Below are 24,159 nucleotides of genomic sequence, written 5' to 3' on the forward strand. Positions count from 1 at the left end.
ATCAGCCGATGATGAGGATGCCGCTGGCGATCACGGCGCACGCCAGGAGGCGTCGGGTGGTAAGTTTCTCGCCGAGGAACAGGTAGCCGATCAATGCTGCGAACAGCACGCTGGTTTCGCGCAACGCCGATACCGCGCCCAAGGGCGCTGCGTTCATGGCGTAGATGACGATTCCATAGGCCAGCAAAGAAACCAGCCCGCCAGCCAGGGCGGTCAACATGCCGGGCCGCACGGAGAATAAGCTGCGAGCGTCGCGAAGACCGATGTACACCACAGGCATCAGCACGCCCCACAACGCGCACATCCAGACGGTGTAGGAGAGCGGCGCGCCGGAAAGCCTGGCGCCAATACCGTCGGTGACGCTGTAGGCGGCAATGAAGCAGCCGGTCCCCAGCGCATAGGGAAGGCTGGGAACCGACAGTTTGCGTCCCCTGAAAGCCAGCGAGATGATCCCGCCCGACACCAGTGCAATACCGAATAACGTACCGGGGGCGATGGTTTCTCCGGCGAAGATGGCGGCGCCCAGAGTGATCAACACCGGTGACGATCCACGGGATATCGGATAGACCTGCCCCAGGTCGCCGACCCGGTAGCTGCGCACCAGAAACAGGTTGTAGCCGACGTGCAGCAGCGCCGAAAGCAGCGCATAGCCCCAACTGGCAGACGACGGTGGCGGCATGAACGCCGCGGCGATGACACTGGCGATGGCGACAGCGATGCACATCACCGTCATCGACCATAGGCGATCTGCGCCACCGCGCAGCAGTGCATTCCAGCTGGCATGCAGGAGCGCGGCGAAAAGAACCAGGAGAACGATGTGGATAGGCATGCGCCGATGTTAAGCAAACCAGCGCCCGGCCTACAGCGAAGTCTCCTCATTGCTTCATGAGTGGATGTTCATGCCTTACTCATAAGAACGTTGGACTTTCAGCGCCTCACTCATCAACCATTGGCGAAAACTCACGATGTGTGGCTGCGATTCGATGCCTTTTGGACAGACGAAATAGTAGGCAAGCGGCGAGGGGAATGGCACATCGAACAGCCGCACCAGACGGCCATCGCTGATTTCGGTTTCAACATGCCCGCTGCGCACCAAGGCAACGCCCTGGCCGAGCAAGGCTGCCTCGACCGTCATGTTGGTGTCGCCAAACCTGACGCTTTCCTTGAGCGGCAAAAATTCCAGACCGACCTTTTCGAACCAAGCTTCCCATTTTGGCACGAGCTCGGCGCCGTCTCGGGTCAGCAGCGGGTAATGCAACAATTCGGCAGGGCTGCGCGGTGTCCCGAAGCGCTGCAGCAGATCGGGGCTCGCCACCGGAAACACCTGCTCGCCGAACAGGTATTGCGAGAAGAGCCCGGGGTAACTGCCCTTGCCGAGCCGGATCGCGACGTCGGCCTGTGCGTTGGAGAAATGGATGATCTTGTCCGTGGTGTCCAGCGAAACCAATAGCTCGGGATGCTGGCGGGAAAGATTCGGCAAACGCGGCAGCAGCCATTTCAGCGCGAAGGAATACGTGGTGCTGACTTCGAGTCGGACCCGACCTTTTTGCTCGCGCAGATCGGCCAGGGACGCCTCAAGACTCATGAAGAACTCCCGAACGATGGGCGCCAGCGTAGCCCCCGCCGCCGTGAGGCTTAATGATTTGCCACGCTCGAACAAATGCAATCCCCAAAGCGCTTCCAGATGCTTGAGCTGGTGACTCACGGCGCTTTGGGTAACGTGCAGCTCATCGGCGGCAGCGGTAAAGGTCGCGTGCCGGGTGGCTGCTTCAAAGGCACGCAATGTAGCGGTTGGCGGCAGATCTCTCATGTGTACGGTGTCCCGGCGTTGCGTCAGAAATGCGCATCATGAGCGCACGCTCATGATAGTGCATCCTGTCTTCAGCTGTGGATGGGCAGGGACAATCCAAACAGTACAAAAAATCCGCCACAGACTTTATTGAAACGGCGACCGGTGCGAGCCAGCCAAGGTCTGACTCGGTGCGCTGCGCTAGCCACCAGATACTCAACGACGAACTCGACGACGGCGTAGGTCAGCGCGATGGCGACCGTCTGCACGATAATATTTCTGTGCGGGTCCAGGAATGGCGGGATGAATGCGGTGAACAGCAGCAGGGCCTTGGGATTGGAAATGGCTGACACCAACCCTTGGCGGAACAGCGACCAAGGTCGGAAGCTGTCTGTGCCGGTTGCCTCGAGACTGACCGGTGGAGATCGCCACAGCCCGAAGCCCAACCAAATCAAATAGAGCCCGCCGACGATTTTCAACGCGGTGAACCAAGTGGCCGATGCCTGGATGAGTGCGCCCAATCCCAACGCGCAGAGCGAAAGCACCAACGCGAAGCCGAGTACGCCGCCGGTGATCGTGAACAGCGTTTTCCGGCTTCCGTGAATCGCTCCATGGGTCAGCGCCAATAGCGCGTTGGGACCTGGGACTACCGCTATGCCGCAGCAGGTAACCAGATAAAGCAGCCAAGTCTCAAATGGCATGATCCGACCCCGATGTGTTGATCCTGCCGCGCATCCTGCGGGTGAACTGTTGTCATGGAAAGCGCATTATTCACGTCATAGCCATTCGATTAACGAATAGAGGTGACAGCGATGCCGGCCAGTGATCTGCAGACCGATTGGCTCAGATGTTTCGTGGCAGTGGTAGATGCAGGTTCGCTATCGGGGGCCGCCCACGAGGTCAATCGATCGCAGTCCGCCGTCAGCATGCAGATGAAGAAGCTGGAGGCCGCGCTCGGACGGCAGTTATTGAGCCGGGGCCCAAGGCACCTTCACCTGACCGCCGACGGCCAGACGCTGCTGGGCTACGCTCGTCGCATACTTGCGCTGCATGCAGAAACCCAAGCGGCTTTTCACGGTGAAGAGTTGACCGGGCGAATTCGCCTTGGCGTCGCGGAAGATTACGCGGCGAAGTACCTCACGCCGGTCCTGAAGCGTTTTTCGCCACGCTATGCAGGCGTGGAAATAGAACTGACCTGTGAGCAGTCGACCGCGCTGATCCCGCGGGTGCGAAGCGGTGATCTTGATCTTGCGCTGGTGTCCAGAGACTCGCCTCAAAGCGGTACGTTTCTCTTCCAGGAACCCATGGTTTGGGTGGGCTCACCCCAATTCGAACTGTGGAGGCGGGATCCGGTGCCTATTGCCGTCTACGAGAGCGAGAGCCTGGCCCGGCGTTATGCAGTGGACTCGCTGACCCAACAGGGACGCCAATTCAAAGTGGTCTACAACAGCTCCAGCCTTGCTGGCCAGGTGGCTGCGGTTGAAGGTGGGCTGGCTATTGCCGCGATCACTCAATGCACCGTGCAGCCATCGCTCCATGTGTTGGGCGGCGAGCACGGCTTGGGAAGCATTGAATCGATGGACGTTTCGATTCTGCGTAGCCGAGCCTCTCGCGGGTCTAAAGCGGTCGACAGCCTTCATGCTTTCATCATCAGGGCGTTGAGGCTTCAGGCCTAGTTGCGTTGAGGCGGTAGCAGAATCGAAGATCAGTTGGGGAGCCGTTGATTCGGCCCCCGCGACGCAACTGTCAGCCCTGGACCCGATACCGCTCGGCCACCGTCGACTGCTTGATTTGCGCCAACAACCCTTGCCGCGCAGCCTGCAAGGCGTCCCATTGAGCGCCGTCCTGCAAGGGCGGAATGGTCACTGGTTCGCGGCGATCGAATCCGACCAATGCGGCATCGACCAGGTCGCCGACTTCCATGATTTCGCTGAGGCTATTGATGTCGATGCCCGCGCGGTCCCAGATTTCGGTGCGGGTGGCGGCGGGTAGAACGGCTTGTACGTAGACGCCCTTGGGCGAAAGCTCCAGGCTGAGCCCTTGGGAGAGAAACAGCACGAATGCCTTGGTCGCACCGTAGACCGTCATGCCAAACTCCGGTGCCAGGCCGACCACTGAGCCAATGTTGACGATCGCGCCGTCGCCGGCGTGCGCCAAGCGTGGGGCGATGGCGCTGGCCAGTCGAACCAGTGCGGTGGTGTTGAGCGAAACGAGGTGCGCGACGCTGTCGGTGGTCTGTTCGATGAAACTGCCGGATTGGGCGGCTCCGGCGTTGTTGATCAGAATCCCGATGCTGGCGTCGTCACGCAGGCGCGCCTCGACGGTGTGCAGATCGCCGGTTTGGGTCAGGTCGGCCTGGAGCACATCGACGTTGACGCTGTGTTCGCTGCGCAGCTCGGCCGCCAAGGCTTGCAGTCGCGCGTTGTCGCGGGCAACCAGCACCAGGTTGTGCCCGCGTTGCGCAAAGCGCTTGGCATAGACAGCACCGATACCGGTGGAAGCGCCGGTGATGAGAACGGTTGTGGGAGTGGTCATGAGATGAGTCTCTTCTAGGATTCGAGGACAGCGTTGCGTTGGTGGCCTTAGGATGATGATCAGAATCTAAACTGTCAATGAATATGATTACGACCGGCATCTATGTATGATGCAGGCATGTTTCGAACGGCTACGAGGTAATAAAGATGAGAGTGACCAAGGCCCAGGCCCAGGCAAACCGGGAGCATATCGTCGAGACGGCTTCGGTGTTGTTTCGCGAGCGAGGCTTTGACGGCATAGGCGTGGCGGATTTGATGGCTGCCGCCGGCTTCACCCATGGCGGTTTCTACAAACATTTCGGTTCGAAAACCGACCTGATGGCTGAAGCGGCCGCGAACAGTCTTTCGCGATCGCTGGCAGGCGCTGGCGAGATGGAAGTGGCTGACTTCTTCCAGATGTATGTCTCCAAGGAGCACCGTGATGCGCGGGGCAATGGTTGCACCCTGGCGGCGCTGTGCGGCGATGCGGCGCGTCAATCCGACGGGTTGAAGGCGACGTTCGCCAACGGCGTGGAAAGCACCCTGGCTTCACTTGAAGAAAAGCACGACGCCGGGCCGCAAGCGGCCGACGGAGAAGGGCGGGCGGACATGATCAGTCTTTTCGCACAGGCCGTCGGCGCGCTGATGCTGTCGCGGGCCTGCCCGGACGACGCTCCGTTGGCAAATGAAATACTTGAGGTCTGCCGTGCCCGGATCCTGGCGTCCTTGCCAGTGTCAGAAGACAAGCGGTAGGGCCAACGCCTACCGCACTCCAATCAGAAGATGAACTTGAACAGGGCGATGACCACGATCAGGCCGATCAGGAAGATGATCCCAACGGTACCACCAAGAAACTTCAACATAAGAACGCTCTCATCAGATGGGCTTAATTTTCTAGACCCCTGGCGAGCGTGCTCGGTTCGGTAAATTTTCTGGCGTCAATCGCTACGAAGACGTGAAAGGGGAAGGCTTCGTTCAGTGAAGCGCCAGGGACCTAGGAACAGAGACATATTCGAATTTTGATATGGTCTTGATCCAATAACGCCGGTATTCGGTCTTGTCCGGCGCCAGCGGTTTATAGCTTGACCAGGGATGCTCCGCCTTCAAGCGGGCCCGATAAGCCTCCCATTCTTTCTGCTCGGCCACTTCCCTGGCTTTGTTTCTGTCATCGAACCAACCCAGGACATAGGGCTCGCCCTGCTCCGAGCCGTTCGCTATCAGCAGATAAATTTCAGTCATTACGATCCCCATCGTCATCCAGCCACCCAGGTCACTGGGGTCTTGTCATGGGTATCGGCCGCCGGTTCTGGTTTTTGAGGGTTAAAGATCAAGGACCAGGTCGGAAGTGGGCTTGCTGCAGCACAGTAAACGCAGGCCTTTGTCGATTTCCCGTTGCCTGATGCCGCCGTTGTGGTTCATGTCCACCGTGCCCTGGAGCAGGGTGGTCTTGCAGGTGCCACAAACGCCCTGGCTGCAGGAGGAGGGCACGATCGCGCCGGCTTTCTTGGCGGCAGACAGCACGGTCTGATTGGCCGGCATGCTGAACGTCTTGCCTGAACGCGACAGGGTCACGGTGAAGACGTCCTGCTGATTGAGCGAAGCAGCCTGTTCGATCAACGGTTCGTCATTCAGTACGGCAATGTCAAAGCTTTCCTGATGGTAGTGGGCGAAATCGAACGCCGCTTCCCTGAGCAGCGACTTGACCGCGTCCATGTAGCCCTGGGGGCCGCAGGTAAAGATTTCCCGTTCCTTGTAGTCCGGCACGTGCTGGCTCAACAACGATAAGTCGAGCCGGCCTATCGGTTGTTGCCATTGAGTGGTGTCGCCCAGTCCTTCGCAAACACTGATGACCCGCAGCCCCGGCATGGCGGCCTGCATGCGCGTCAACTCTGCGTGGAAGATGATGTCGGTGGGCGTGCGGGCGCTGTGTACAAACACGATGTCGAGGTTGCCGGCCATGTCGCAGGCAGCCCGGGTCATCGACATCAGGGGCGTTACGCCGGAACCGGCGGACAGGTACAACAACTTGGTCGCCGGATGGCCGACCGGCGTAAAGCTGCCCGCCGGGCCGGAGGCCTTCAGGCTGTCGCCGGGCTTGAGATGGTCATGCAGCCAGTTCGACACCGTTCCCCCCGGCACGCGCTTGACGGTAATGGAAAACGCAAACGGCCGGGTCGGGGAGGACGACAGGGTGTAGCAGCGGGCAATGGTCTGCCCACCAATAACTGGCGAGATGGTGATGAATTGACCGGGCTCGAAGCTCAGCGCGCTGAAGTCCACACAGCGAAAAATGAAGGTTTTTACGTCATGTGTTTCCGGGCGCACGGCGCAGCATTGCAGGGTTTTCTGTTCTCCGCTGTGCCATTGCGCGCCGAACGTGCCCCAGGTGGCCGGGTCGGTAAAACGCTGGTCCATGCTGGCGCTTGCCGGGCGTGTCGGGTTTTCGTAAGTCGTCATGTTCATTCCTCACACGCCATGGGCGGCCAGACGCGCCGCGTACCAGCGCGAGAACTGGTCGACATAGGTTTCGGTAAAGGCCGAGAACGGCCCGGGCGTGTAGGCAGGGTCCTGAGTGCCGCTATGGGTGATACCGACGAGGTTGGCGTCCTGCAGGTTTGTCGCCGCCCAGACTTCGGTCAGCTTATCCACTTGGTAATCGACGCCTTCGATGGCATCGGCATGGACCAGCCATTTGGTGCGCACCAGGGTCTTATCGGGCGCCAACGGGATGATGTAGGAGACCACGGCATGGTCGCTCATGATGTGGGTCCACGAGTTGTGCGTCCAAAGATGCACGTCGCCCAAGTCGCGGCGCGTGAGGTCGCCAAACAGCCGGGTGCACGCCACGCGGGTGTCCAGGGTCTGGGATTCGCCGTTGCCGGCAATGGCCAGTCGCTGCGAGCGGAACTGGGTCACGGCGTCTTCACCCAGGTGTTCGACGGCCTCGCAGATATAACCTTCGTGCTCCCAGTTGGCCTTGGTCTCGGCATTGCGGCGGTGATACTCCGCCAGCGCCTGGAGTGAATCCTCCCCCAGCCCGTCGGTGCAGAAACCGAAATCTTCGGGCAGGAAAGAGGCGGTCAATTCCGGGTGGGTGGCGGCGCAGTGATAACACTCGCGGTTATTCTCGATCACCAGTTTCCAATTGCCGTTCTCGATGATTTCCGATTCGTAGGCAATCTTGGAGTGGGCAATGTCGTATTGGGCGAAGCGCGGTGTCATGACCTGATCAAGGTACAAGATGTCTTCTGGCGGTTCGTCGCCCAGGCAGACGAAGACATGGGTGCCGATCACCCGAGTGTGCACCGGGATCAGGCTTTTGCATTTGGGGTCGAAAGCCTGGCCCATGTGTGCCGCATGTTTCAGGCTGCCGTCCAGGTCGTAGGTCCACTGGTGATAAGGGCAGACCAGCATGCCCACCGTCGACTTGCCGGCCGGTTTCAAGCGAGCCCCGCGGTGCCGGCAGACATTACGAAACGCCTGCACATGCTCGTCATCGTCGCGCACCAGGAGGATGGAGGATTTGCCAATGTCGATGGTCGAGACATCACCGGGTTCGGGGACGTCGCTGGTGACTCCCACCAGAATCCAATGCTGGGTGAAAAAGATATCGACGTCGGTTTCAAAAATATCCTGGCGACCAAACAAACCGCCTGGCATGCCATGGCCGGGCGTGCGGTCGGTCAGGAGTTCACGATGGGTCTTCACGGTATTAATTGTCATTATGGGTCTCGCTCAAACGCAAAGTTGATCAGGCGGCGAGTACAGTTTGGAAAGGTGGGATAAGGCCGTCAACGCGCTTTATTTTCACGCTCGCATAACTTTGCGTTATGCGTAAAAATCGCCATAAAAATCCATGTAATCAAGGGTTTAGGTAACTTTCATCGCGCAGCCAATCGATCAGCGCCTGGGTGATGGGCTCCAGTTTCCGACCGCTCGGAATAACCAGGTAATAAGCGTCCTTTGGCTTGACCACGTAAGGCGTAATTCTGATCAGTTCACCACTGTTGAGCCGATGCGCGATCAGTCGACTCCATCCCAGTGCAATGCCGTGGCCTTGGATAGCCGCCTCGATCGCATCGTTATAGGAACTGCAGCGAAATGAATAGGTGAGCTTGGGACGCCCATCGCCGAGTTCCCGGCACCAACGGTTCCAGGTCATCCAGCCTTCCAGGGTGGAATCGGAGTCAATCAGCGCCGTGTCCAAAAAATCGGTGACGGATGAGGGCGCCGCGTTGGCGGCCAGCCAGGCCGGCGAGCAAACGGGAAATACTTCTTCATCGAACAGGAAAAGCGAACTTCCATCCTCCCATTTCCCATTGCCGAAACGGATGGCCAGGTCGACGTCATCCCGGTATGAACTGGGGGAGACCTGTTGGGTCAACAAGCGCAACTTCAGCTTCGGTTGCAGGGTGCGCAGTGCAATCAACCGGGGGAGTATTCTCGAGTGGGAAAACGCTTGCGTGCAGGCGATGGTGATCTCTTGCTCACCAATGCCCTCGGCAATTTTGTCGAAGACACTGGCCATGCGATGAATGGACTCCGCGACGACCAGATGCAACACATAGCCTTCGTGGGTCAGCTTGATCGACCGATGAAGCCGATGGAACAGCTTGGTCTCCAGGGTATCTTCCAACAACCGGATCTGTTTGCTGACGGCCGCCTGGGTCACGCCCAGCTCTTGGGCGGCCAGGGTGAAACTGGCCAGCCGCGCCACGGCTTCGAATTCCAGCAACGCCGTCATCGACGGTATCAGCCGCCGATAGCCCTTGACCTTTTTATCGATATCGCTGGGTTGCATAGGTGTTCCAACGCCGTGCCGGGTGACTCACGCCACCGAAGATTCTCGTGCGGGCTCAGCGGGCACAGGGTGCGACAGGTTGTGCCCCAGCAGTGCCCGATACAGTTCACCGTCGCCCAAGATACCCAGGACGGTACCGGCCTCATCCCGCACGATCAAGGGATGGCCCGTTTCGTAGCGAATCTGCAGGGCGTCGCGCATGGTGGTGATCGGCGGCACGCAAGTCGGTTGTCGCGCCAAGCTGTCGATTCGCTCGGTCGGATTCCATGATTGGACGTGTGCGGCGGTTGCACCTTTTCGAACGTTGGTCAGATGACGCTGCGAATTCACCGCCATCCACAGGTTTTGAGCCGTTTCCAGGCAATATTCGTCGCGGGCGAAAACGCATTGGTCCAGTGGGGTCATCAAGCTTTTCGCGCACAGCACATTCAACGGGTTGGTGTGGGCGACGAAGTTGCGCACGTAGTCGTCGGCCGGGTTGAGTACGATCTCTTCGGGCTTGCTGTACTGGATGATCTTGCCGTCTTTCATGATGGCGATGCGCGTGCCCAGCTTCAAGGCTTCGTCCAGGTCATGGCTGACGAAGACGATGGTCTTGTGCAGTTTGCGCTGCAGATCGAGCAACTCGTCCTGCAGGCCTTGGCGAATCAGCGGGTCGAGGGCCGAAAACGGTTCGTCCATCAACAGGATGTCGGCGTCCATCGCCAATGCCCGGGCCAGGCCGACCCGTTGCTGCATGCCGCCGGACAGTTCGTCGGGCTTCTTGTTGCGCCACTGGGTCAGGCCCACCAACTCAAGCTTCTCATTCACCAGCTTCTTGCGTTCCTTCTCCGCTCGACCCTGCATTTCCAGGCCGAAGCTGATGTTCTCGCGCACCGTCAGCCAGGGCATCAGGGCGAACTTCTGGAACACCATGGCGATGCGCTGGGTGCGCATCATCTTCAGTTCGGCGGGGGTGCAGGAGGCGATGTCGATCTGTCGGCCTTCATGCTCGACGAACAGCTTGCCGCGACTGACCGTGTTCAAGCCGTTGATGCAGCGCAGCAGGCTGGATTTGCCGGAGCCGGACAGGCCCATGAGCACGCAGATCTCACCTTTGTTGATCTCCAGGTTGGCTTTCTCCACACCGACGATCAAACCGGTTTGCTGCAGAATCTCGGGCCGCGAAAAGCCTTTGTCGAGCAGGTCCAGGGCGGGCTTCGGACGGGCAGCGAAGATGACGTCGACGTCTTCAAAACGGATGATGCTCATACGTCACCTCTTTTCACGGCTTCGCGTTGTTTGCAGATTCGGTCGAGAATAATGGCCAGCAGCACGATCGCCAGGCCGGCTTCAAAACCCATGGCGATATCGGCGGTGTTCAGTGCGTTGACCACCGGTTTGCCCAGGCCATCGGCACCCACCAGCGCGGCGATCACCACCATCGACAACGACAGCATGATGCACTGGGTGATACCGGCGGCGATGCTCGGCATCGCATGGGGCAGTTCAATGCGCGACAGGAGCTGGCGACGGGAGCAGCCGAAGGCTTTGCCGGCGTCCATCAGTTCGGTCGGTACGTCGCGGATACCCAGGTAGGTCAGACGGATGGGCGCGGCAATCGCGAACACCACGGTGGAGATCAGGCCCGGAACCACACCCAGGCCGAAGAGGGTCAGGGTAGGAATGAGGTAGACGAAGGTCGGTACGGTCTGCATCAGATCGAGCACCGGACGCATCATGGTGTAGAACATCGGCTTGTGCGCGGCAACGATGCCCAGCGGTACGCCGATGATCACGCACACGAGAGTGGCGAACGTCACTTGCGCCAGGGTCTCCATGGTTTCCTGCCAGTAGCCGAGGTTGAATATCAGCAAGAATGAGAAGGCGACGAACAGTGTCAGGCTGACCTTGCGCTGGATGTAGTAAGCGAGGAGCGCAAATATCGCGATCAAAGCCAGGGGGTTGAACCAAAGAAGGGCGTGGGTCAGCGCTGTGATGGTCCCGGACAACGCCAGCGATATCGCGTCAAATACGTCTGCGCCATGCTGCGTCAACCAATCGACATACCGGGCAATGATCTCGCCCAAGGGGAGTTTCTCTTGTGTAATCCACATGATGGCGGCTCGTTGTTGTTGTTTTAGAGTCCTTACCTCTTGGAGATATCAACCAGGCGAGCCTCACGGACATGTTGTTTCATGCCTGGGCTTGGCTTGTTTGATTGGAGCGCTGGTTGGATCATCCACGATGCTGGACTCTAAGTGCTCAAGACGGTCAAGTCAACAAAATGTACTCATGTGTACATTAAGAGATCATCAGAGTACATTTCTATCACGTATTTGAAGAAGGAGGCGCACGATGCCGCAGGTAGGGAAGGCCCGTAGTAAGGCCCAGGACGCAGGCTGGCGGGGCTCGCCGGAGGGCTGGCTGGAAGCGGCCTACGAGGCTCTGAAGGAGTCGGGCATCGATGCTGTCCGGGTCATGCCGCTGGCCAAGCGCCTGGGCTTGTCACGCACCAGCTTCTACTGGTTCTTCGAAGACCGCGAGCAACTGCTGGCTGCGTTGCTATCGCGTTGGCGGGAGACCAATACGGGAGGCTTGGTCCGGCAAAGTGAAAGCTATGCCGAAAGCATCTCCGAGGCGATCCTGAATGTGTTCGAGTGCTGGCTTAACCCTCAGCTGTTCGACTCGCAGTTCGAGTTTGCCGTGCGCAGTTGGGCGCTTCAGTCCGCTGAAGTGGCTCAAGAGGTCGCGGTGGTAGATGAGCAGCGAATGAACGCCCTGGCAAGCATGTTCAAGCGCTTTGGCTATGACAGCCAAGGCGCTGATAGCCGGGCCCGAACGATCTATCTGACGCAGATTGGCTACATCACCATGAACACGACTGAGCTGATCACCGTGCGCTTCCAGCGCATTCCTCATTACGTGAGCATCTTCACCGGTAAAGTCCCCAAGCAGCGCGAACTGGATCGTTTCTACGGGAAGTTCGGCTATGCCGAAAAAGAGTCGGGGGTTTTCGTTCCCTTGACCGACACATTCGACGAAGGCACCGCCGATGATCAATGAAACCCTGGGGATCATTGGCGGAACCGGTTGGTTGGGCGGCGCGATCGCCAAGGCAGTGTTGGCGAAGGCACTGCTGCCGGCAGGCAACCTGGTCATTTCCAACCGTTCGGGCAGTCACCCATTGGCACAACAAGGCGCCTGCCTGGTCACGGATAACCAGGACCTGGTCGATCGCAGCGACGTCATCATCATTGCGGTTCGCCCCGAGCATTTCACCAGTCTGAATATCAACGCGACTGGCAAGACTGTTATCTCCCTGATGGCCGGGATCAAGGCACAAGCGATCATCGCGCAGACCTCGGCTGCGGCGGTCGTGCGGGCGATGCCCAACGCGGCGGTGGAAATCGAGCAGTCCTTCACGCCTTGGTATTGTGCTGGAGAGGTAGAGGCGACAACGAGAAGCTTTGTGCAGCGCGTGTTCGAATGCGTGGGTACGGCGGCTGAGGTCCAGGAAGAGGACTTCATTGATTACTTGTCCGCACTCTCGGGCACCGGTCCGGCCTTTCCGGCCTTGTTGATGACTGCGTTGGCCAATCAGGCGATGGCAGCCGGCATCCCTGGCGATATCGCGCAGCTTGCCGCGAAAAATGTCGTGGTCAACAGCAGTCAATTGCTGGCGAGCCGCGACGCCCAGCAAATGATCGATGCTTTGGTCGCCTACCGTGGTGTAACGGCCGCTGCCTTGCTGGCGATGAGTCAGGGGTGTTTCGAAGAACAGATTGGAAGGGCGTTGCAGGAAGGCGCCGCGGTTGCTCGCAAGGGGCTTCAAGCCTGATTCGTGAGTTCTATCTGCATAGAAGACTTTGCGAGCGAGCCTGCTCGCGAAGAGGCCAGCACATCCAACATCTCTGTCGACTGTGAAACCGCTATCGCGAACAAGCTCGCGCACATTTTTGATTTTCATCAGGCACCGATAAAGGACATTGACTTCAGATGTCCTTGACCAGCCGCAACGCATCGTAGATCGCCGCATGGGTATTGCGCGCCGACACCGCATCGCCGATCCGGAACAACTGGAAGCGGCCTTCGGGGTTGGTCACGATATTCTGGGTTTTCCCGGCAATCAGATCGTGTTGTTCGACCGCACCGTTGTTGCTCGAATGCGGGCGCAATTCGAAATACAGGTCGTCCAGTGGCAGGGTGCCGTGGTTGACCACTACCTGATCGACCACGCGCTGCTTGTGCACCTGGCCGTAGTCGCTGCCGAAGTTGACCACCAGGCGACCGTCGCGTTTTTCCACGGAGTCAACCCGATAGGTGACAGTGAAAGTGACGTCCAGGTCCTGCAGGCTGCGCATGTACGGCACCAGGTTCATCGCCATCACCTCCGGCGCAAATGACCGGTCTGGCGTGACGATCTCCAGTTTTGCGCCGCTGTTGGCAATCACTTCCGCCGCTTGCAGCGCCGCGTGGTCACCCGCGTCATCGAAGATCAGCACGTTCTGGCCAGGCTTGACGTCGCCGGAAATGATGTCCCAGGTCGACACCACCAGTTCGTTGCCGTGCTTGAGCACCTCGGTGTGGGGCAGGCCGCCCGTGGCGACGATTACCACGTGAGGTTCCTCGGCCATGACCGTGTCGGTTTCGGCCCAGGTATTGAACTGGAACTTCACACCCAGCCGCTCGCATTGCGCCATGCGCCAGTCGATGATGCTGATCATCTCGCGCCGCCGCTCGCTCTGCGCGGTCAAGCGGATCTGTCCACCGGGCTGATCCGCCACTTCGAATACCGTGACCTCGTGGCCACGTTCGCCAGCCACCCGTGCCGCTTCCAGGCCCGCCGGGCCGGTGCCGATCACCACCACCTTGCGTTTGACTGTCGCCTTGGGGATGTCGTGGGGCATGGTGGTTTCGCGACCGGTGGCGGCGTTGTGAATGCAATACGCGGCGCCGCCCTGGTAGATGCGGTCCAGGCAGTAGTTCGCGCCCACGCATGGGCGGATTTCCTCTTCACGTTTTTCGATGATCTTGCGCACGATGTGCGGGTCGGTCATGTGCGCGCGGGTCATGCCGATCATGTCGACCTTGCCGGAGGCGATGGCGTGCCGCGCCGTGGCAACGTCCGGAATCTTGGCCGCATGGAATGTCGGGAAGCCTGTGGCGGAGCGAATCTCGCCGGCGAAATCCAGGTGCGGCGAGTTGCGCATGCCCTGGATCGGAATCACGTCGGTGAGGCCGGCATCGGTATCGATGTGCCCGCGAACGACGTTGAGGAAGTCCACCAGGCCGCTGTCCTTGAGCATATGGGAAATCTGCAGGCCGTCGCTGGCGCCAAAGCCACCGGGCAGGTCTTCATCGCCGGTGTAGCGCACCCCGAGCAGGAAATCCTCACCGCAGCGCTGGCGGATACCGCGCAACACCTCGAAGGTGAAGCGCATGCGGTTTTCCAGAGAACCACCGTAAGGGCCATCGAGATCGTTGGTCAGTGGCGACCAGAACTGATCCATGAGGTGCCCGTACGCCTGCAGTTCCAAGCCATCGAGACCGGCGGCCTTCATGCGTTCGGCGGCGTCCACATAATCCTTGACGATCCGATCGATGTCCCAGTCTTCCATCTTTTTCGGGAAGGCCCGGTGGGACGCTTCCCGGCGATGGGACGGTGAGACGACCGGCAGCCAGTCTGCCTTGTCCCAGCGCGTGCGCCGTCCCAGGTGGGTCAGTTGGATCATTACCGCCGCGCCGTGTTCGTGGCATTCGTCGGTCAGGTCCTTCATCCATTTGACCACTTCGTCCTTGTACGCCAGCACGTTGTTGAACACCGGCGGGCTGTCCCGTGAAACCGCGGCGGAGCCCGCGGTCATGGTCAGCGCAACGCCGGCCTTGGCGCGTTCGACGTGATAAGCGCGGTACAGATCCTTCGGCATGCCGTCGACAGGATACGCCGGCTCATGGGACGTGGTCATGATCCGATTCTTGAGGGTCAGGTGCTTGATCTTGTAGGGCTGCAGCAGAGGATCGCTGGACATGGTGTTGCTCCGGGAACAGAACATCAGGCTTGGTTTTGACATAACGGTAGGTTGAATGTTCATGTGTGTCAACGATTGAGACACAGGTGTACATTTTTCTTGCGTGGCGGAAAAACCAGGATTACCATCCAGTCGAAACAGGGGTGCTCCAGGTCGTCCAGCCGGTCACCCCAGGCATACATCCAGAGTGCGAGGCGGCCATGAAAGTGCTCGTTGCGGTAAAGCGTGCCATCGACCCGAATGTGAAAGTCCGGGTGAAAGCTGACGGTTCAGACGTCGAGCTCAATGGCGTGAAGATGGCCTTGAACCCGTTCTGCGAGATCGCGGTGGAAGAGGCGATTCGCCTCAAGGAGAAAGGGCTGGCATCCGAAGTGGTGGTGGTCTCGGTGGGCACTTCGGCCGCCCAGGAACAACTGCGCACGGCATTGGCACTGGGTGCGGACCGGGCGCTGCTGGTCGAGACGAATGCGCTACTCGAGCCACTCAACGTCGCCAAGTACCTGAGCAAAGTGATCGATCAAGAGAAGCCGCAACTGATCCTGTTCGGCAAACAGGCCATCGACCAGGAAAACAACCAGGTCGGCCAAATGGTCGCGCAGTTGATCGGCAGCGGTCAGGCCACTTACGCCTCTGCAATCAATCAGGTCGACGGGCAATGGGTCGTCGAGCGTGAAGTCGACGGTGGCAGCCAAATGGTCGCGCTTGAAATGCCGGCCGTGGTGACCTGCGACTTGCGCCTGAATCAGCCGCGCTACGCGTCGTTGCCGAACATCATGAAAGCCAAAAAAAAACCGCTTGAAATCGTTTCCGCCGACACCTTGGGCGCGAGCGTGAAGGAACACGCTCGATTATTAGGGGTGGTCCCGCCTGCGGTGCGCAAAGCGGGGATCAACGTCAGTTCGGTGGCCGAGCTGGTGGATAAATTGAAGAACGTTGCGGGGGTGATTTGATGCGCACATTGGTGATCGCCGAGCACAGTGCAGGTCAGTTGACGGCAGGTACATGGAGTGCCGTGACCGCCGCCATCGCCTTGGGTGCCGAGACGGATTTGCTGGTGATGGGCGGGGCGGATGCGGCGACGGTGGTGCAACAGGCGGCACTGGCCCAGGGCCTGGACCGGGTGCTGCTCGCACAAGGGACGATGTTCGAAAACCCCCTGGCGGAAAATGTCCAACCGCTGATCACTTCGCTGGTGGCCGAGGGGTATACGCACGTCGTTGCCGACGCCAGCAGCATGGGTCGCAATCTGCTGCCGAGGGTGGCTGCCAGCCTGGATGTCGGCATGCTGTCCGACGTCACCTACATCGTTTCGGCGGACACCTTCCAGCGACCCATTTACGCCGGCAATGCGATCGCCACGGTTCAGTCCCTCGACCCGATCAAGTTGCTCACCGTCCGCGCCTCGGCGTTCGCCCAAGCCTTGGCCCATGAGCATCCCTGTGAAGTGCTGGCGGTGAAGGGCGGGCAAAGCGCAAGCAACGTGCGCTTCGTCAGTGAACAACTGACCGCCAGCGAAAGGCCCGACCTGGCGAGCGCCCGCGTCGTCGTGTCCGGTGGCCGCGGCATGCAGAGCAAAGAGAATTTCGCCCTGATCGAGCGCGTGGCCGACAAGCTCGGCGGTGCCGTAGGGGCCTCCCGCGCTGCTGTGGATTCGGGATTTGCGCCCAACGATTTGCAGGTCGGGCAGACCGGGAAAATCGTCGCGCCAGAACTTTATATCGCCGCAGGTATCAGCGGGGCCATTCAGCATCTGGCGGGCATGAGTGGTTCAAAAGTCATCGTCGCGATCAACCAGGATGCTGAGGCGCCGATTGCGCAAGTGGCGGATTACATGCTGGTGGCGGACCTGTTCGAAGTACTGCCGGCGCTCGAAAAGGCGTTGTGAACGGGGCTTGAGTGAATCTATTAGCGCATCAACTCCGCCAAAAGGCGGGGGAGGGCCGACCGACCTGGAAACTCGACTGATCTGCCATAACTACAACTGTCCGCGCATCAAATGAAGTCTGCTGCAAGGCGATGCCATTTGGCGCTCCTGATGGGAATGAATGCTTCTACTGCCCTGCCAATAACTACTAATACAGTCTGCGGAGATGCACATGATGACGTTATCCAATAAAACTTTTGTCGGCTGGTTTACGGGCCTTGCATTGGCCTGTGGCAGTCTGATCGCCCACGCCGAGGAACCCACGCCCATTCGTATCGGTTGGGTGAATTGGTCGGATACGGAAATAGCGGTAAAGCTGGCCGATACAGCATTGCGCGACCACTTGAAGCAACCGGTCAAATTGGTGCTCGCCGATATTGGCATTCAGTTCCAGGCCTTGGCCAACGGCAATATCGACCTGATCCCGATGGTTTGGCTGCCGAGCACTCACAAGTCGTTCTACGACAAATACCAGGATAAGCTCGAAGACCTCGGCGTGTTGTATGAAGGTCGGATCGGCATGGCGGTGCCAACGTCCATTCCAACCAGCGAACTGGCCAGTGTCGAAGACCTGAACAAGCCTGAAGTGCGGGAAAAACTCGGAGGCAAGATCCTGACGTCGGAAGTGGGCAACGGGCAGTACAAGCTGACGGAGAAGGCTATCAAGGAGTACAAGCTCGATGGCTACAAGATGGTCGCCTCTTCAGAGTCCGGCATGTTGAGCGAGCTGGATCGCAACCTCAAGCGTGACAAGTGGGCATTGATCAACGCCTGGAGCCCGCACTGGATGTTCGCCAAGTGGCCACTGCGTTACTTGGATGATCCGAAGCAGGTGTTCGGCGGCGCCGAGCAAATTCACGCGATTGCCCGCAAAGGCTTCAGCGCCGAGCATCCCGATGTCGCCCGGTTCTTCGCCAACTTCAAGATTCCCAAGGCCGACCTTGAGAAGTTGATGGCGAGCGCCCGTGACAGTTCGGCAGACAAGGTCGTTGCAGAGTACTACGCCGCCAACAAGCCTCGTTTCGAAGCGATGTTCGGCAGCCAGACGGCTTCCGCGACACCGGCCCAGTAATGGCCGCTGTCCGATAGTTGTGTTGCCATCCGATGCCCGTGGTGAAGGGTATCGGATGTATCGATCGATTAGTCAGGCGATACCCTTGAAGACCACAATTTATCGTCGCTTAACCCTTAATGAAGCGATCGACTGGGTGGCGCATCTCTGCGAAGCGAAGGGCTGCTCATCAGCGGTTGCGCTCTCATTGGCCCATGCCACCGTGGCTGCGCAAGCGCGCGGTAACCACGCCGTGGGGTTTCGGCATCTCGCCGATTACTTGCCGGGGTTTTCCTCCGGACGTATCAATCCGCGTGCCGAGCCACGCGTCTCCCGCGCCGGCGCGATTATCTTCAAGTCTGATGCCCAAGGCGGAATTGCCCAGCTTGGTGTCGATCGCTGTTTCGATTCGTTGTGCCATGCCGCGCAGGCCAATGGCATGGCCGCGCTCAGCCAATGGAATAGCTTCACCAGCGGCGAGCTGGGCGACTACACGCTGCGGTTTGCCCAGGCCGGGCTGATTGCCTTGGCAGTCGCAAACGGACCGGCGCTGGTGGCCGTTCCTGGCGCCAAGGGCAAGACTTACTCGACCAATCCACTCTCATTTGCCGCGCCCTCGGCCGATGGTATCCCCCTGCAGTTCGACCAGGCCTGCAGTGCTGCGGCGTTCGTGAACATCGCCCACGCCGCTTCGACGGGCAGCGATATTCCCGAGGGCTGGGCGGTGGACCAGCAAGGGCACGGCACACGCAACGCCTTGGCGGCGCTGGGCGGTGCGCTGCTGCCTTTTGGTGGTCACCGAGGGGCCAATCTGATGCTCATGGTCGAGGTTCTGGCGGCGGGGCTCACGGGGGCCAATTGGTCGTTGGATGCGCCGGATTTCAACCAGGGAAACCAGACGCCCGGCTGTGGCCTGTTGCTCCTGCTTCTGGCGCCGGATTTCTTTTCGCCGGGATTCGAGCAGCGGCTTGCCAGTCAACTGGCCCGCCTGACGCAGATGCATGTCCACAGGCCGGGATGGGAACGGCAACACGCAACGGTCGCCGCGCAGGATGATGGGATCAGTGTTCCCGTTGATTTGCTGGAACAGTTGAGCCGTCTGTAGCCCAGTTCGATACGTCGCTCGGAAATGGGAGGCGAAACGAGATGAACAGCACTGAAGGTCCAGCCTCTGGTTGGAAATCGGTAGCCTTCGTGCAACAGGCGAGATTGCGCCGTGAAGCCTGGCGCCTCATCGGCCGACGCTATATTTCATAACGACTTTCCTTTGATGGCGGACAACCGAAGAGCGTGCTGTAGCACTTGCTGAAATGAGGGGTGGAGACGAAACCGCAGGCAATGGCGACGTCAGTGACGGTCAACCTGGAGTTCTGTAGCAGGCGCCGTGCTTCGGTCAGCCGAAGTTCCAGATAATACCGTTGGGGGGACATATTGATTTGTTTTCGAAACAGACGTTGGATCTGGCGCTTGGAAAGTTGAACGCATTGGGCGAGCAGATCCAGGCCCAGTGGTTCTTCAAGATTGCACTCCATCAATGCAATGACTTCTCGCAGGGACGCGCTGACTTTGCGGTCCAGCACCTTGGCCGAGGTACGGAATCGAGATTCATGGTCCAGCAGATCAAACACCGCATCCGCGACTTTCTGGTCGAGGGCAGCGTAAAGCCACTTCATCATGATTTGAAAGGCACCGGCTGGGTTTGATGCCGTGAACCGGTCCCTGTCGAACACTACTGTGTCGAGCGTCACGGTGGTCTTCGGCGAACACTCTGACAGGGCCATTCGTTGTTCGGCATGAATAGCGCATCGGTAACCATCCAGCAGTCCGGCCTTGCCCAAGTACCAGGCGCCGTTCCATAACCCGCCGAGCGCAATGGGCAGGTTCGCCAGCTTGGTCAGCAGCGTTACCAGCCCGCCGGAAAGTACCCTCGGCGTGCGTAGCCCGCCGCAGACAATCATCAAGTCCAGCGCCGCGATCCTGATATCGGTCAACGGTGTGTCTGGCCTGATGGGGATTGCCAGGTCGCTGATCACTTCAGAGTCGTTGCGACTGAAGGTATGGATTCTTATCGACCCGGGCTGGATGAGGTTGGCGGTCACCAGCACGTCCAGGCAATGAGTGAAACAGGTCAGGGAAAAGTTATCGAGCAACAGGAATCCCACGCTCGATGTTTTCTGGGCTTCAGTCAGCTGGTTCATGAGTTGTGCTTCGTATCCCGCAGGAAACTCTCATCGAAAGGGTAGTGGGTGAGTAATTCATAACCGGTCTGAGTCACCAGCAATTGGTTCTCCAGTTTGATGCCATCCCGTCCGCCCACCTCACCCACGTACGCTTCGACGCAAAGAGTCATGCCCGGCTGCAGTTCGCCCTCGTATCCGTAGGATTCCGAGTCCTCTGGGTAGCGAATGCTCGGGTATTCGTCACACAGGCCGACGCCGTGATAAAGCACGCCATAGCGTTGGGCCCGGCACGGTTCGGGCAACCGGTGCGCCCTGGCGGTCAGCTCGGTGAAGCGTACGCCCGGCTTGATCAACTCGGTGTTATGGACGATATGGTCGTGGGCGATCCGGTACAGGCGCTTCTGTTCGGCCGTAGGTTCCAGTGCCCCACAGATCCAGCTGCGGGACATGTCCACGCACATGCCGTAGGTGCCGATCAGATCCGTGTCGAAGGACAGCAAGTCACCGTCGCTCAACACCCGTGGGCCTGACTCTTGGAACCAGGGGTTGGTGCGAGGACCGGAACTGAGGATACGCGTCTCGATCCATTCGCCACCGCGGCGGATATTGCCGGAGTGCAAGGCGGCCCAGACATCGTTTTCGGTCGCGCCGGCACGCATTGCCCGGTGCATTTCGGCCACTGAGGCTTCGCACGAAGCCACCGCGCAGCGCATCGCCTTGATTTCATCCGGGCCCTTGATCATGCGCGCGAATTCGGTGACTTCCTGGCCGCTGCAAAGCTCGATCGCCAGGGCATCCAATGCGCGCACGCCGGCGACTTCGACTCGATCGACCGCAAGCCGGCGGTTGGCTCCGGCGTGTTGGCGCAGCAATTCGTCGATTTGCGCGGCGAAATGCCTGGCGTGCCGATCCGTGTGCTCACCGGTCTCGAAAAAGAAAAACGATGCGCCGCTGCGCAACTCCGTAACCAGTGGCAGGTGGGCGGAAAGGTGATCGCAACCATGAAAGTCCCACAGGACGACATGCCCGCTGGCGGCGACAAAGCATGCTCGTGCGGGGTTATGGGTCGTCCACAGCTGCATGTTGGTGGTATCGGTCGCATAGCGGATATTCAGTGGGTCGAATAACAGAATGCCGCCCAGGTCACGGGCGACCAATTGATCCACGATCCGTTGCAATCGGTACGTACGCAAGGTAGGTAAATGGGGCGGCTCCAGGCCCAAGCTCTCCCACTCGGCAAAAGCCAGCGGAGTAGGGCCGATTTCGACACGGTCGTTGTCATTGACGGAGCCGTCTTTTTTTAATGCAGTTGCACGCTGCCTGGCGGGGTCGATGCGCCGAGCATTGGCTGGAACTGAAAAAGGTGAAGTGGTCATGAAGGGATCCATACGCTTTAACACCTAATCCGATCACCGCTTGCGTGGAGCGGTGACCGGTGTGCTGAACGCTGTCAGTACAGCCCGTGCTCGATCAGGTTACGAAGCATCGATCCAGATGGTTTTCAGCTCGGTGTACTGATCGTGTGCCCAGACGGATTTGTCGCGTCCGCCAAAGCCAGACTCCTTGTAGCCGCCGAACGGCGTGGAGGCGTCGCCTTCACCGAAACAGTTGACCGTGACCACGCCCGCACGAATCTCCCGCGACAGGCGCAAGGCGTTACGCAGGCTGCCGGTATAGGCGGATGCCGCCAGGCCGTAGACCGTGTCATTGGCAAGTTCGATGGCTTCGTCGATCGTGCTGAAGCTGGTGACGCTCAATACCGGCCCGAAGATCTCCTCGATAAACAGGCGACTGTCACGTTCGACGCCATCGATGATCGTCGGCTGCACGAACACGCCGGACTCGGTTTCGCCACCTTGCAGCACATTGAGTTTCTGCTCGGCTGCGTATTCCAGATACGAACGTACCTTGTCGAAATGCGTTTTGCTGATCATGGCGCCGAGGCGATTTTCAGGATCCAGCGGGTCGCCCATTTTCCAATCGCGCAGATGCTTGCCGATCAGTTGCAGCAGTTCATCCTTGACGTCTTTATGGACGATCAGCCGTGAGGAGGCCGAGCAGTTTTCACCCATGTTCCAGAAAGCGCCGGCCGTCACATACTGGGCAACCTGATCAAGGTCTTCGCAGTCATTCATCACCACGGCAGGGTTTTTACCCCCTAGTTCCAGCACGACGCGCTTGAGGTTCGACTCGGACGCGTACTTGAGGAACAACCGGCCCGTGTCGGTAGAACCGGTGAAGCTGACCATCGCCACATCCATATGCCGACCGATTGCCTCGCCAGCCTCCCGGCCGCCGCCAGGGGTAATGTTGAATACGCCTGCCGGAATACCGGCCTGATGGGCCAGCTCGGCAACACGCAGCGCGGTCAGGGTGGTTTCCTTGGCCGGTTTGACCACGATGGAACAGCCAGCGGCCAAGGACGGACCAATCTTCCAGGCCAGCATCAACAAGGGGAAGTTCCACGGCAGGACCAGGCCGACGACACCGATCGCTTCGCGCACCACCAGGGTGACCGCACCGTGGCCGGTCGGCGCGGTGCTGTCGTATACCTTGTCGATCAACTCCGCATGCCAGCGCAGGGTATGGATCGTGTCGGGTACATCGACGTTCTGGCATTCGCTGACCGGCTTGCCGCTGTCCAGGCTTTCCAGCACGGCGAGCTCGTGGGCGTTGTCTTCCAGTAATTGGGCGAAACGCAGGAGCACCTGCTTACGTGCGCCGGGTGACAGCTTATGCCAGCGACCATCCTCGAAGGCTTGCTTGGCGGCGGCTACGGCAACATAGACGTCACGGGTATCGCACGCCGCGATCTCCGCAAGCTGTTCACCCGTGGCAGGGTTCGTCGTGATAAAGGTTTTTCCAGAGAGGGCATCGCGGAACTCGCCGTTGATGAACGCCTGGGTAGGAAATTTCAACTGGGCGGCGATGGCCGCGTACTGTTCTTTGCTCAGTAAATCAGCCATTTCAGACACCTCCAGTGATCTGCGCGATGTTGCGCTTGAGCTCGGTGACGACGCCTTGCAGCGCCTGCTTTTCCTCAAGGTCCAGGCCGTGCAGGGGCGCGCGCAGGCCACCGGTGCTCAAGCCGTTCAGTTCACATCCGTACTTGATGGACTGGACAAACTTTCCGCCTTCCAGAAAGTCCATCAGCGGCATCATCGCCGCCATGATGCGGCGGCCTTTGTCGAAGTCTTTCTCGACAACGCAGGCCTCGTACAGCGCGACGTGTTCGTGGGGAATGAAGTTGGATCCGGCACACACCCAACTGCGGGCGCCCCAGGCGAAAAACTCCAGGGCTTGATCGTCCCAGCCACAAGACAGGGCGATGTGTGGGTATTTGCAGGCCAAACGGTGCATCTGGGCCGTGTCACCGGAGCTTTCCTTGATGGCGACGATGTTCTTCACATCGCGGACCTCATCAAAGAACTCCTCGCCCATGCTCACGCTCATGCGGCCTGGATAGTTGTAAAGCATGATGGGGAGGTCGGCGGCGCGGTCCACGGCCTTGACATGCAGGGCGATCTCTTTTTGTGTCGGCAGTGCATAGGGTGGCGAGCCAACCAACAACGCATCGGCCTTGATGGCCTTCGCTGCTTCGGCGTAGGCGACCGAGTCTTCAGTGCGGATGGCGCCGGTACCGACGATCAGCGGCAGACGACCGCGCAGGACATCCTTGGCCTGGGCGGCCAGGTCGAAACGCTCCTGGGCGGTGTGGGCATAATATTCGCCGGTTGAGCCGCCGATTATGATGCCGTGCACCTTGGAGTCGACCAGATACTCCAAAACTTCGGCGAAGGCTGTCTTATCGATACTGCCATCAGAGGTCAGAGGCGTAACGGCCGGTGTGTAAATGCCTTCAAATTTCATCAATCTCGCTCCAATTAGTG

The 24,159-nt window shown here is 59.4% G+C and carries 24 protein-coding genes; 8 read left to right on the forward strand and 16 right to left on the reverse strand.

Annotated features, from left to right (window positions below; all coding sequences use genetic code 11):
• Position 1: 1 nt before the first annotated feature.
• The 3 genes from HU742_RS08810 to HU742_RS08820 form a co-directional block, all read right to left on the reverse strand.
• A complete protein-coding gene (locus tag HU742_RS08810) occupies positions 2-829 on the reverse strand; it encodes a DMT family transporter (protein WP_186637787.1) in 828 nt (275 codons plus the stop codon).
• Positions 830-904: 75 nt separating this feature from the next.
• Positions 905-1,810 carry a transcriptional regulator GcvA gene (gene gcvA / locus HU742_RS08815; protein WP_186642246.1) on the reverse strand — a complete coding sequence of 302 codons (906 nt, stop codon included), beginning with the start codon at positions 1,808-1,810 and terminating at the stop codon, positions 905-907.
• A gap of 71 nt (positions 1,811-1,881) precedes the next feature.
• The gene (locus tag HU742_RS08820; RefSeq protein ID WP_186642247.1) at positions 1,882-2,490 is read right to left on the reverse strand and encodes a LysE family translocator; all 609 of its coding nucleotides are present in this window, start codon (positions 2,488-2,490) and stop codon (positions 1,882-1,884) included.
• A gap of 111 nt (positions 2,491-2,601) precedes the next feature.
• Between HU742_RS08820 and HU742_RS08825 the strand changes: the two genes are divergently transcribed.
• The gene (locus HU742_RS08825) at positions 2,602-3,465 is read left to right on the forward strand and encodes a LysR family transcriptional regulator (protein ID WP_186642248.1); all 864 of its coding nucleotides are present in this window, start codon (positions 2,602-2,604) and stop codon (positions 3,463-3,465) included.
• A gap of 70 nt (positions 3,466-3,535) precedes the next feature.
• Here the strand turns inward: HU742_RS08825 and HU742_RS08830 are convergent, their stop codons facing one another.
• Positions 3,536-4,324: an SDR family NAD(P)-dependent oxidoreductase gene (locus HU742_RS08830; protein ID WP_186642249.1), complete on the reverse strand. Its 789-nt coding sequence runs from the start codon at positions 4,322-4,324 to the stop codon at positions 3,536-3,538.
• A 146-nt stretch (positions 4,325-4,470) separates the two neighbouring features.
• On the opposite strand from HU742_RS08830, the gene HU742_RS08835 reads away from it, so the two are divergent.
• Complete coding sequence (locus HU742_RS08835) at positions 4,471-5,055, forward strand: TetR family transcriptional regulator (RefSeq protein ID WP_186642250.1); 585 nt, start codon at positions 4,471-4,473, stop codon at positions 5,053-5,055.
• 23 nt (positions 5,056-5,078) lie between these two features.
• Here HU742_RS08835 and HU742_RS27180 read toward each other — a convergent pair whose 3' ends face one another.
• The 7 genes from HU742_RS27180 to choW all read right to left on the reverse strand — a co-directional run bounded on the left by HU742_RS27180 (position 5,079) and on the right by choW (position 11,199).
• Positions 5,079-5,165 carry a small membrane protein YohP gene (locus HU742_RS27180; protein WP_442087941.1) on the reverse strand — a complete coding sequence of 29 codons (87 nt, stop codon included), beginning with the start codon at positions 5,163-5,165 and terminating at the stop codon, positions 5,079-5,081.
• A gap of 112 nt (positions 5,166-5,277) precedes the next feature.
• Positions 5,278-5,541, reverse strand: a complete 264-nt coding sequence (locus tag HU742_RS08840) for a hypothetical protein (protein ID WP_186637777.1) — start codon at positions 5,539-5,541, stop codon at positions 5,278-5,280.
• 81 nt (positions 5,542-5,622) lie between these two features.
• Positions 5,623-6,759: an FAD-binding oxidoreductase gene (locus HU742_RS08845; RefSeq protein WP_186642251.1), complete on the reverse strand. Its 1,137-nt coding sequence runs from the start codon at positions 6,757-6,759 to the stop codon at positions 5,623-5,625.
• A gap of 9 nt (positions 6,760-6,768) precedes the next feature.
• The gene (locus HU742_RS08850; RefSeq protein ID WP_186637773.1) at positions 6,769-8,025 is read right to left on the reverse strand and encodes an aromatic ring-hydroxylating oxygenase subunit alpha; all 1,257 of its coding nucleotides are present in this window, start codon (positions 8,023-8,025) and stop codon (positions 6,769-6,771) included.
• 139 nt (positions 8,026-8,164) lie between these two features.
• Entirely contained in the window at positions 8,165-9,103 is a 939-nt protein-coding gene (locus HU742_RS08855) for a LysR substrate-binding domain-containing protein (protein ID WP_186637771.1), read from the reverse strand.
• A gap of 27 nt (positions 9,104-9,130) precedes the next feature.
• Positions 9,131-10,354, reverse strand: a complete 1,224-nt coding sequence (gene choV, locus HU742_RS08860) for a choline ABC transporter ATP-binding protein (RefSeq protein WP_186637769.1) — start codon at positions 10,352-10,354, stop codon at positions 9,131-9,133.
• Positions 10,351-11,199, reverse strand: a complete 849-nt coding sequence (gene choW / locus HU742_RS08865) for a choline ABC transporter permease subunit (RefSeq protein ID WP_186637767.1) — start codon at positions 11,197-11,199, stop codon at positions 10,351-10,353. The genes choV and choW overlap by 4 nt, the downstream gene beginning before the upstream one ends.
• Before the next feature lie 241 nt (positions 11,200-11,440).
• On the opposite strand from choW, the gene HU742_RS08870 reads away from it, so the two are divergent.
• Positions 11,441-12,148, forward strand: coding sequence for a TetR/AcrR family transcriptional regulator (locus tag HU742_RS08870; RefSeq protein ID WP_186642253.1), 708 nt, complete (start codon positions 11,441-11,443; stop codon positions 12,146-12,148).
• Entirely contained in the window at positions 12,138-12,923 is a 786-nt protein-coding gene (locus HU742_RS08875) for a pyrroline-5-carboxylate reductase family protein (protein WP_186637762.1), read from the forward strand. Before HU742_RS08870 ends, HU742_RS08875 begins: the two co-directional genes overlap by 11 nt.
• Before the next feature lie 154 nt (positions 12,924-13,077).
• Here HU742_RS08875 and HU742_RS08880 read toward each other — a convergent pair whose 3' ends face one another.
• Positions 13,078-15,114, reverse strand: a complete 2,037-nt coding sequence (locus HU742_RS08880) for an NADH:flavin oxidoreductase (RefSeq protein WP_186637759.1) — start codon at positions 15,112-15,114, stop codon at positions 13,078-13,080.
• Positions 15,115-15,314: 200 nt separating this feature from the next.
• On the opposite strand from HU742_RS08880, the gene HU742_RS08885 reads away from it, so the two are divergent.
• The 4 genes from HU742_RS08885 to HU742_RS08900 all read left to right on the forward strand — a co-directional run bounded on the left by HU742_RS08885 (position 15,315) and on the right by HU742_RS08900 (position 19,194).
• Positions 15,315-16,064, forward strand: a complete 750-nt coding sequence (locus tag HU742_RS08885; RefSeq protein ID WP_186637756.1) for an electron transfer flavoprotein subunit beta/FixA family protein — start codon at positions 15,315-15,317, stop codon at positions 16,062-16,064.
• On the forward strand, positions 16,064-16,999 hold the full coding sequence (locus tag HU742_RS08890) for an electron transfer flavoprotein subunit alpha/FixB family protein (protein ID WP_186637754.1): 936 nt from the start codon (positions 16,064-16,066) through the stop codon (positions 16,997-16,999). Before HU742_RS08885 ends, HU742_RS08890 begins: the two co-directional genes overlap by 1 nt.
• 211 nt (positions 17,000-17,210) lie before the next feature.
• Complete coding sequence (locus HU742_RS08895) at positions 17,211-18,110, forward strand: glycine betaine ABC transporter substrate-binding protein (RefSeq protein WP_186642254.1); 900 nt, start codon at positions 17,211-17,213, stop codon at positions 18,108-18,110.
• Positions 18,111-18,165: 55 nt separating this feature from the next.
• Entirely contained in the window at positions 18,166-19,194 is a 1,029-nt protein-coding gene (locus HU742_RS08900; protein WP_186642255.1) for an Ldh family oxidoreductase, read from the forward strand.
• A 139-nt stretch (positions 19,195-19,333) separates the two neighbouring features.
• Here HU742_RS08900 and HU742_RS08905 read toward each other — a convergent pair whose 3' ends face one another.
• The 4 genes from HU742_RS08905 to HU742_RS08920 form a co-directional block, all read right to left on the reverse strand.
• Positions 19,334-20,287, reverse strand: coding sequence for a GlxA family transcriptional regulator (locus HU742_RS08905; protein ID WP_186637745.1), 954 nt, complete (start codon positions 20,285-20,287; stop codon positions 19,334-19,336).
• On the reverse strand, positions 20,284-21,645 hold the full coding sequence (dddP, locus tag HU742_RS08910) for a dimethylsulfonioproprionate lyase DddP (protein WP_186637742.1): 1,362 nt from the start codon (positions 21,643-21,645) through the stop codon (positions 20,284-20,286). Before dddP ends, HU742_RS08905 begins: the two co-directional genes overlap by 4 nt.
• Positions 21,646-21,744: 99 nt before the next feature.
• Positions 21,745-23,235 carry an aldehyde dehydrogenase gene (locus HU742_RS08915; protein ID WP_186642256.1) on the reverse strand — a complete coding sequence of 497 codons (1,491 nt, stop codon included), beginning with the start codon at positions 23,233-23,235 and terminating at the stop codon, positions 21,745-21,747.
• Position 23,236: 1 nt separating this feature from the next.
• Positions 23,237-24,139: a dihydrodipicolinate synthase family protein gene (locus HU742_RS08920; RefSeq protein WP_186637736.1), complete on the reverse strand. Its 903-nt coding sequence runs from the start codon at positions 24,137-24,139 to the stop codon at positions 23,237-23,239.
• Between the last annotated feature and the right edge of the window lie 20 nt (positions 24,140-24,159).

This window comes from Pseudomonas marvdashtae, assembly GCF_014268655.2.
Classification (GTDB): Bacteria; Pseudomonadota; Gammaproteobacteria; order Pseudomonadales; family Pseudomonadaceae; genus Aquipseudomonas; species Aquipseudomonas marvdashtae.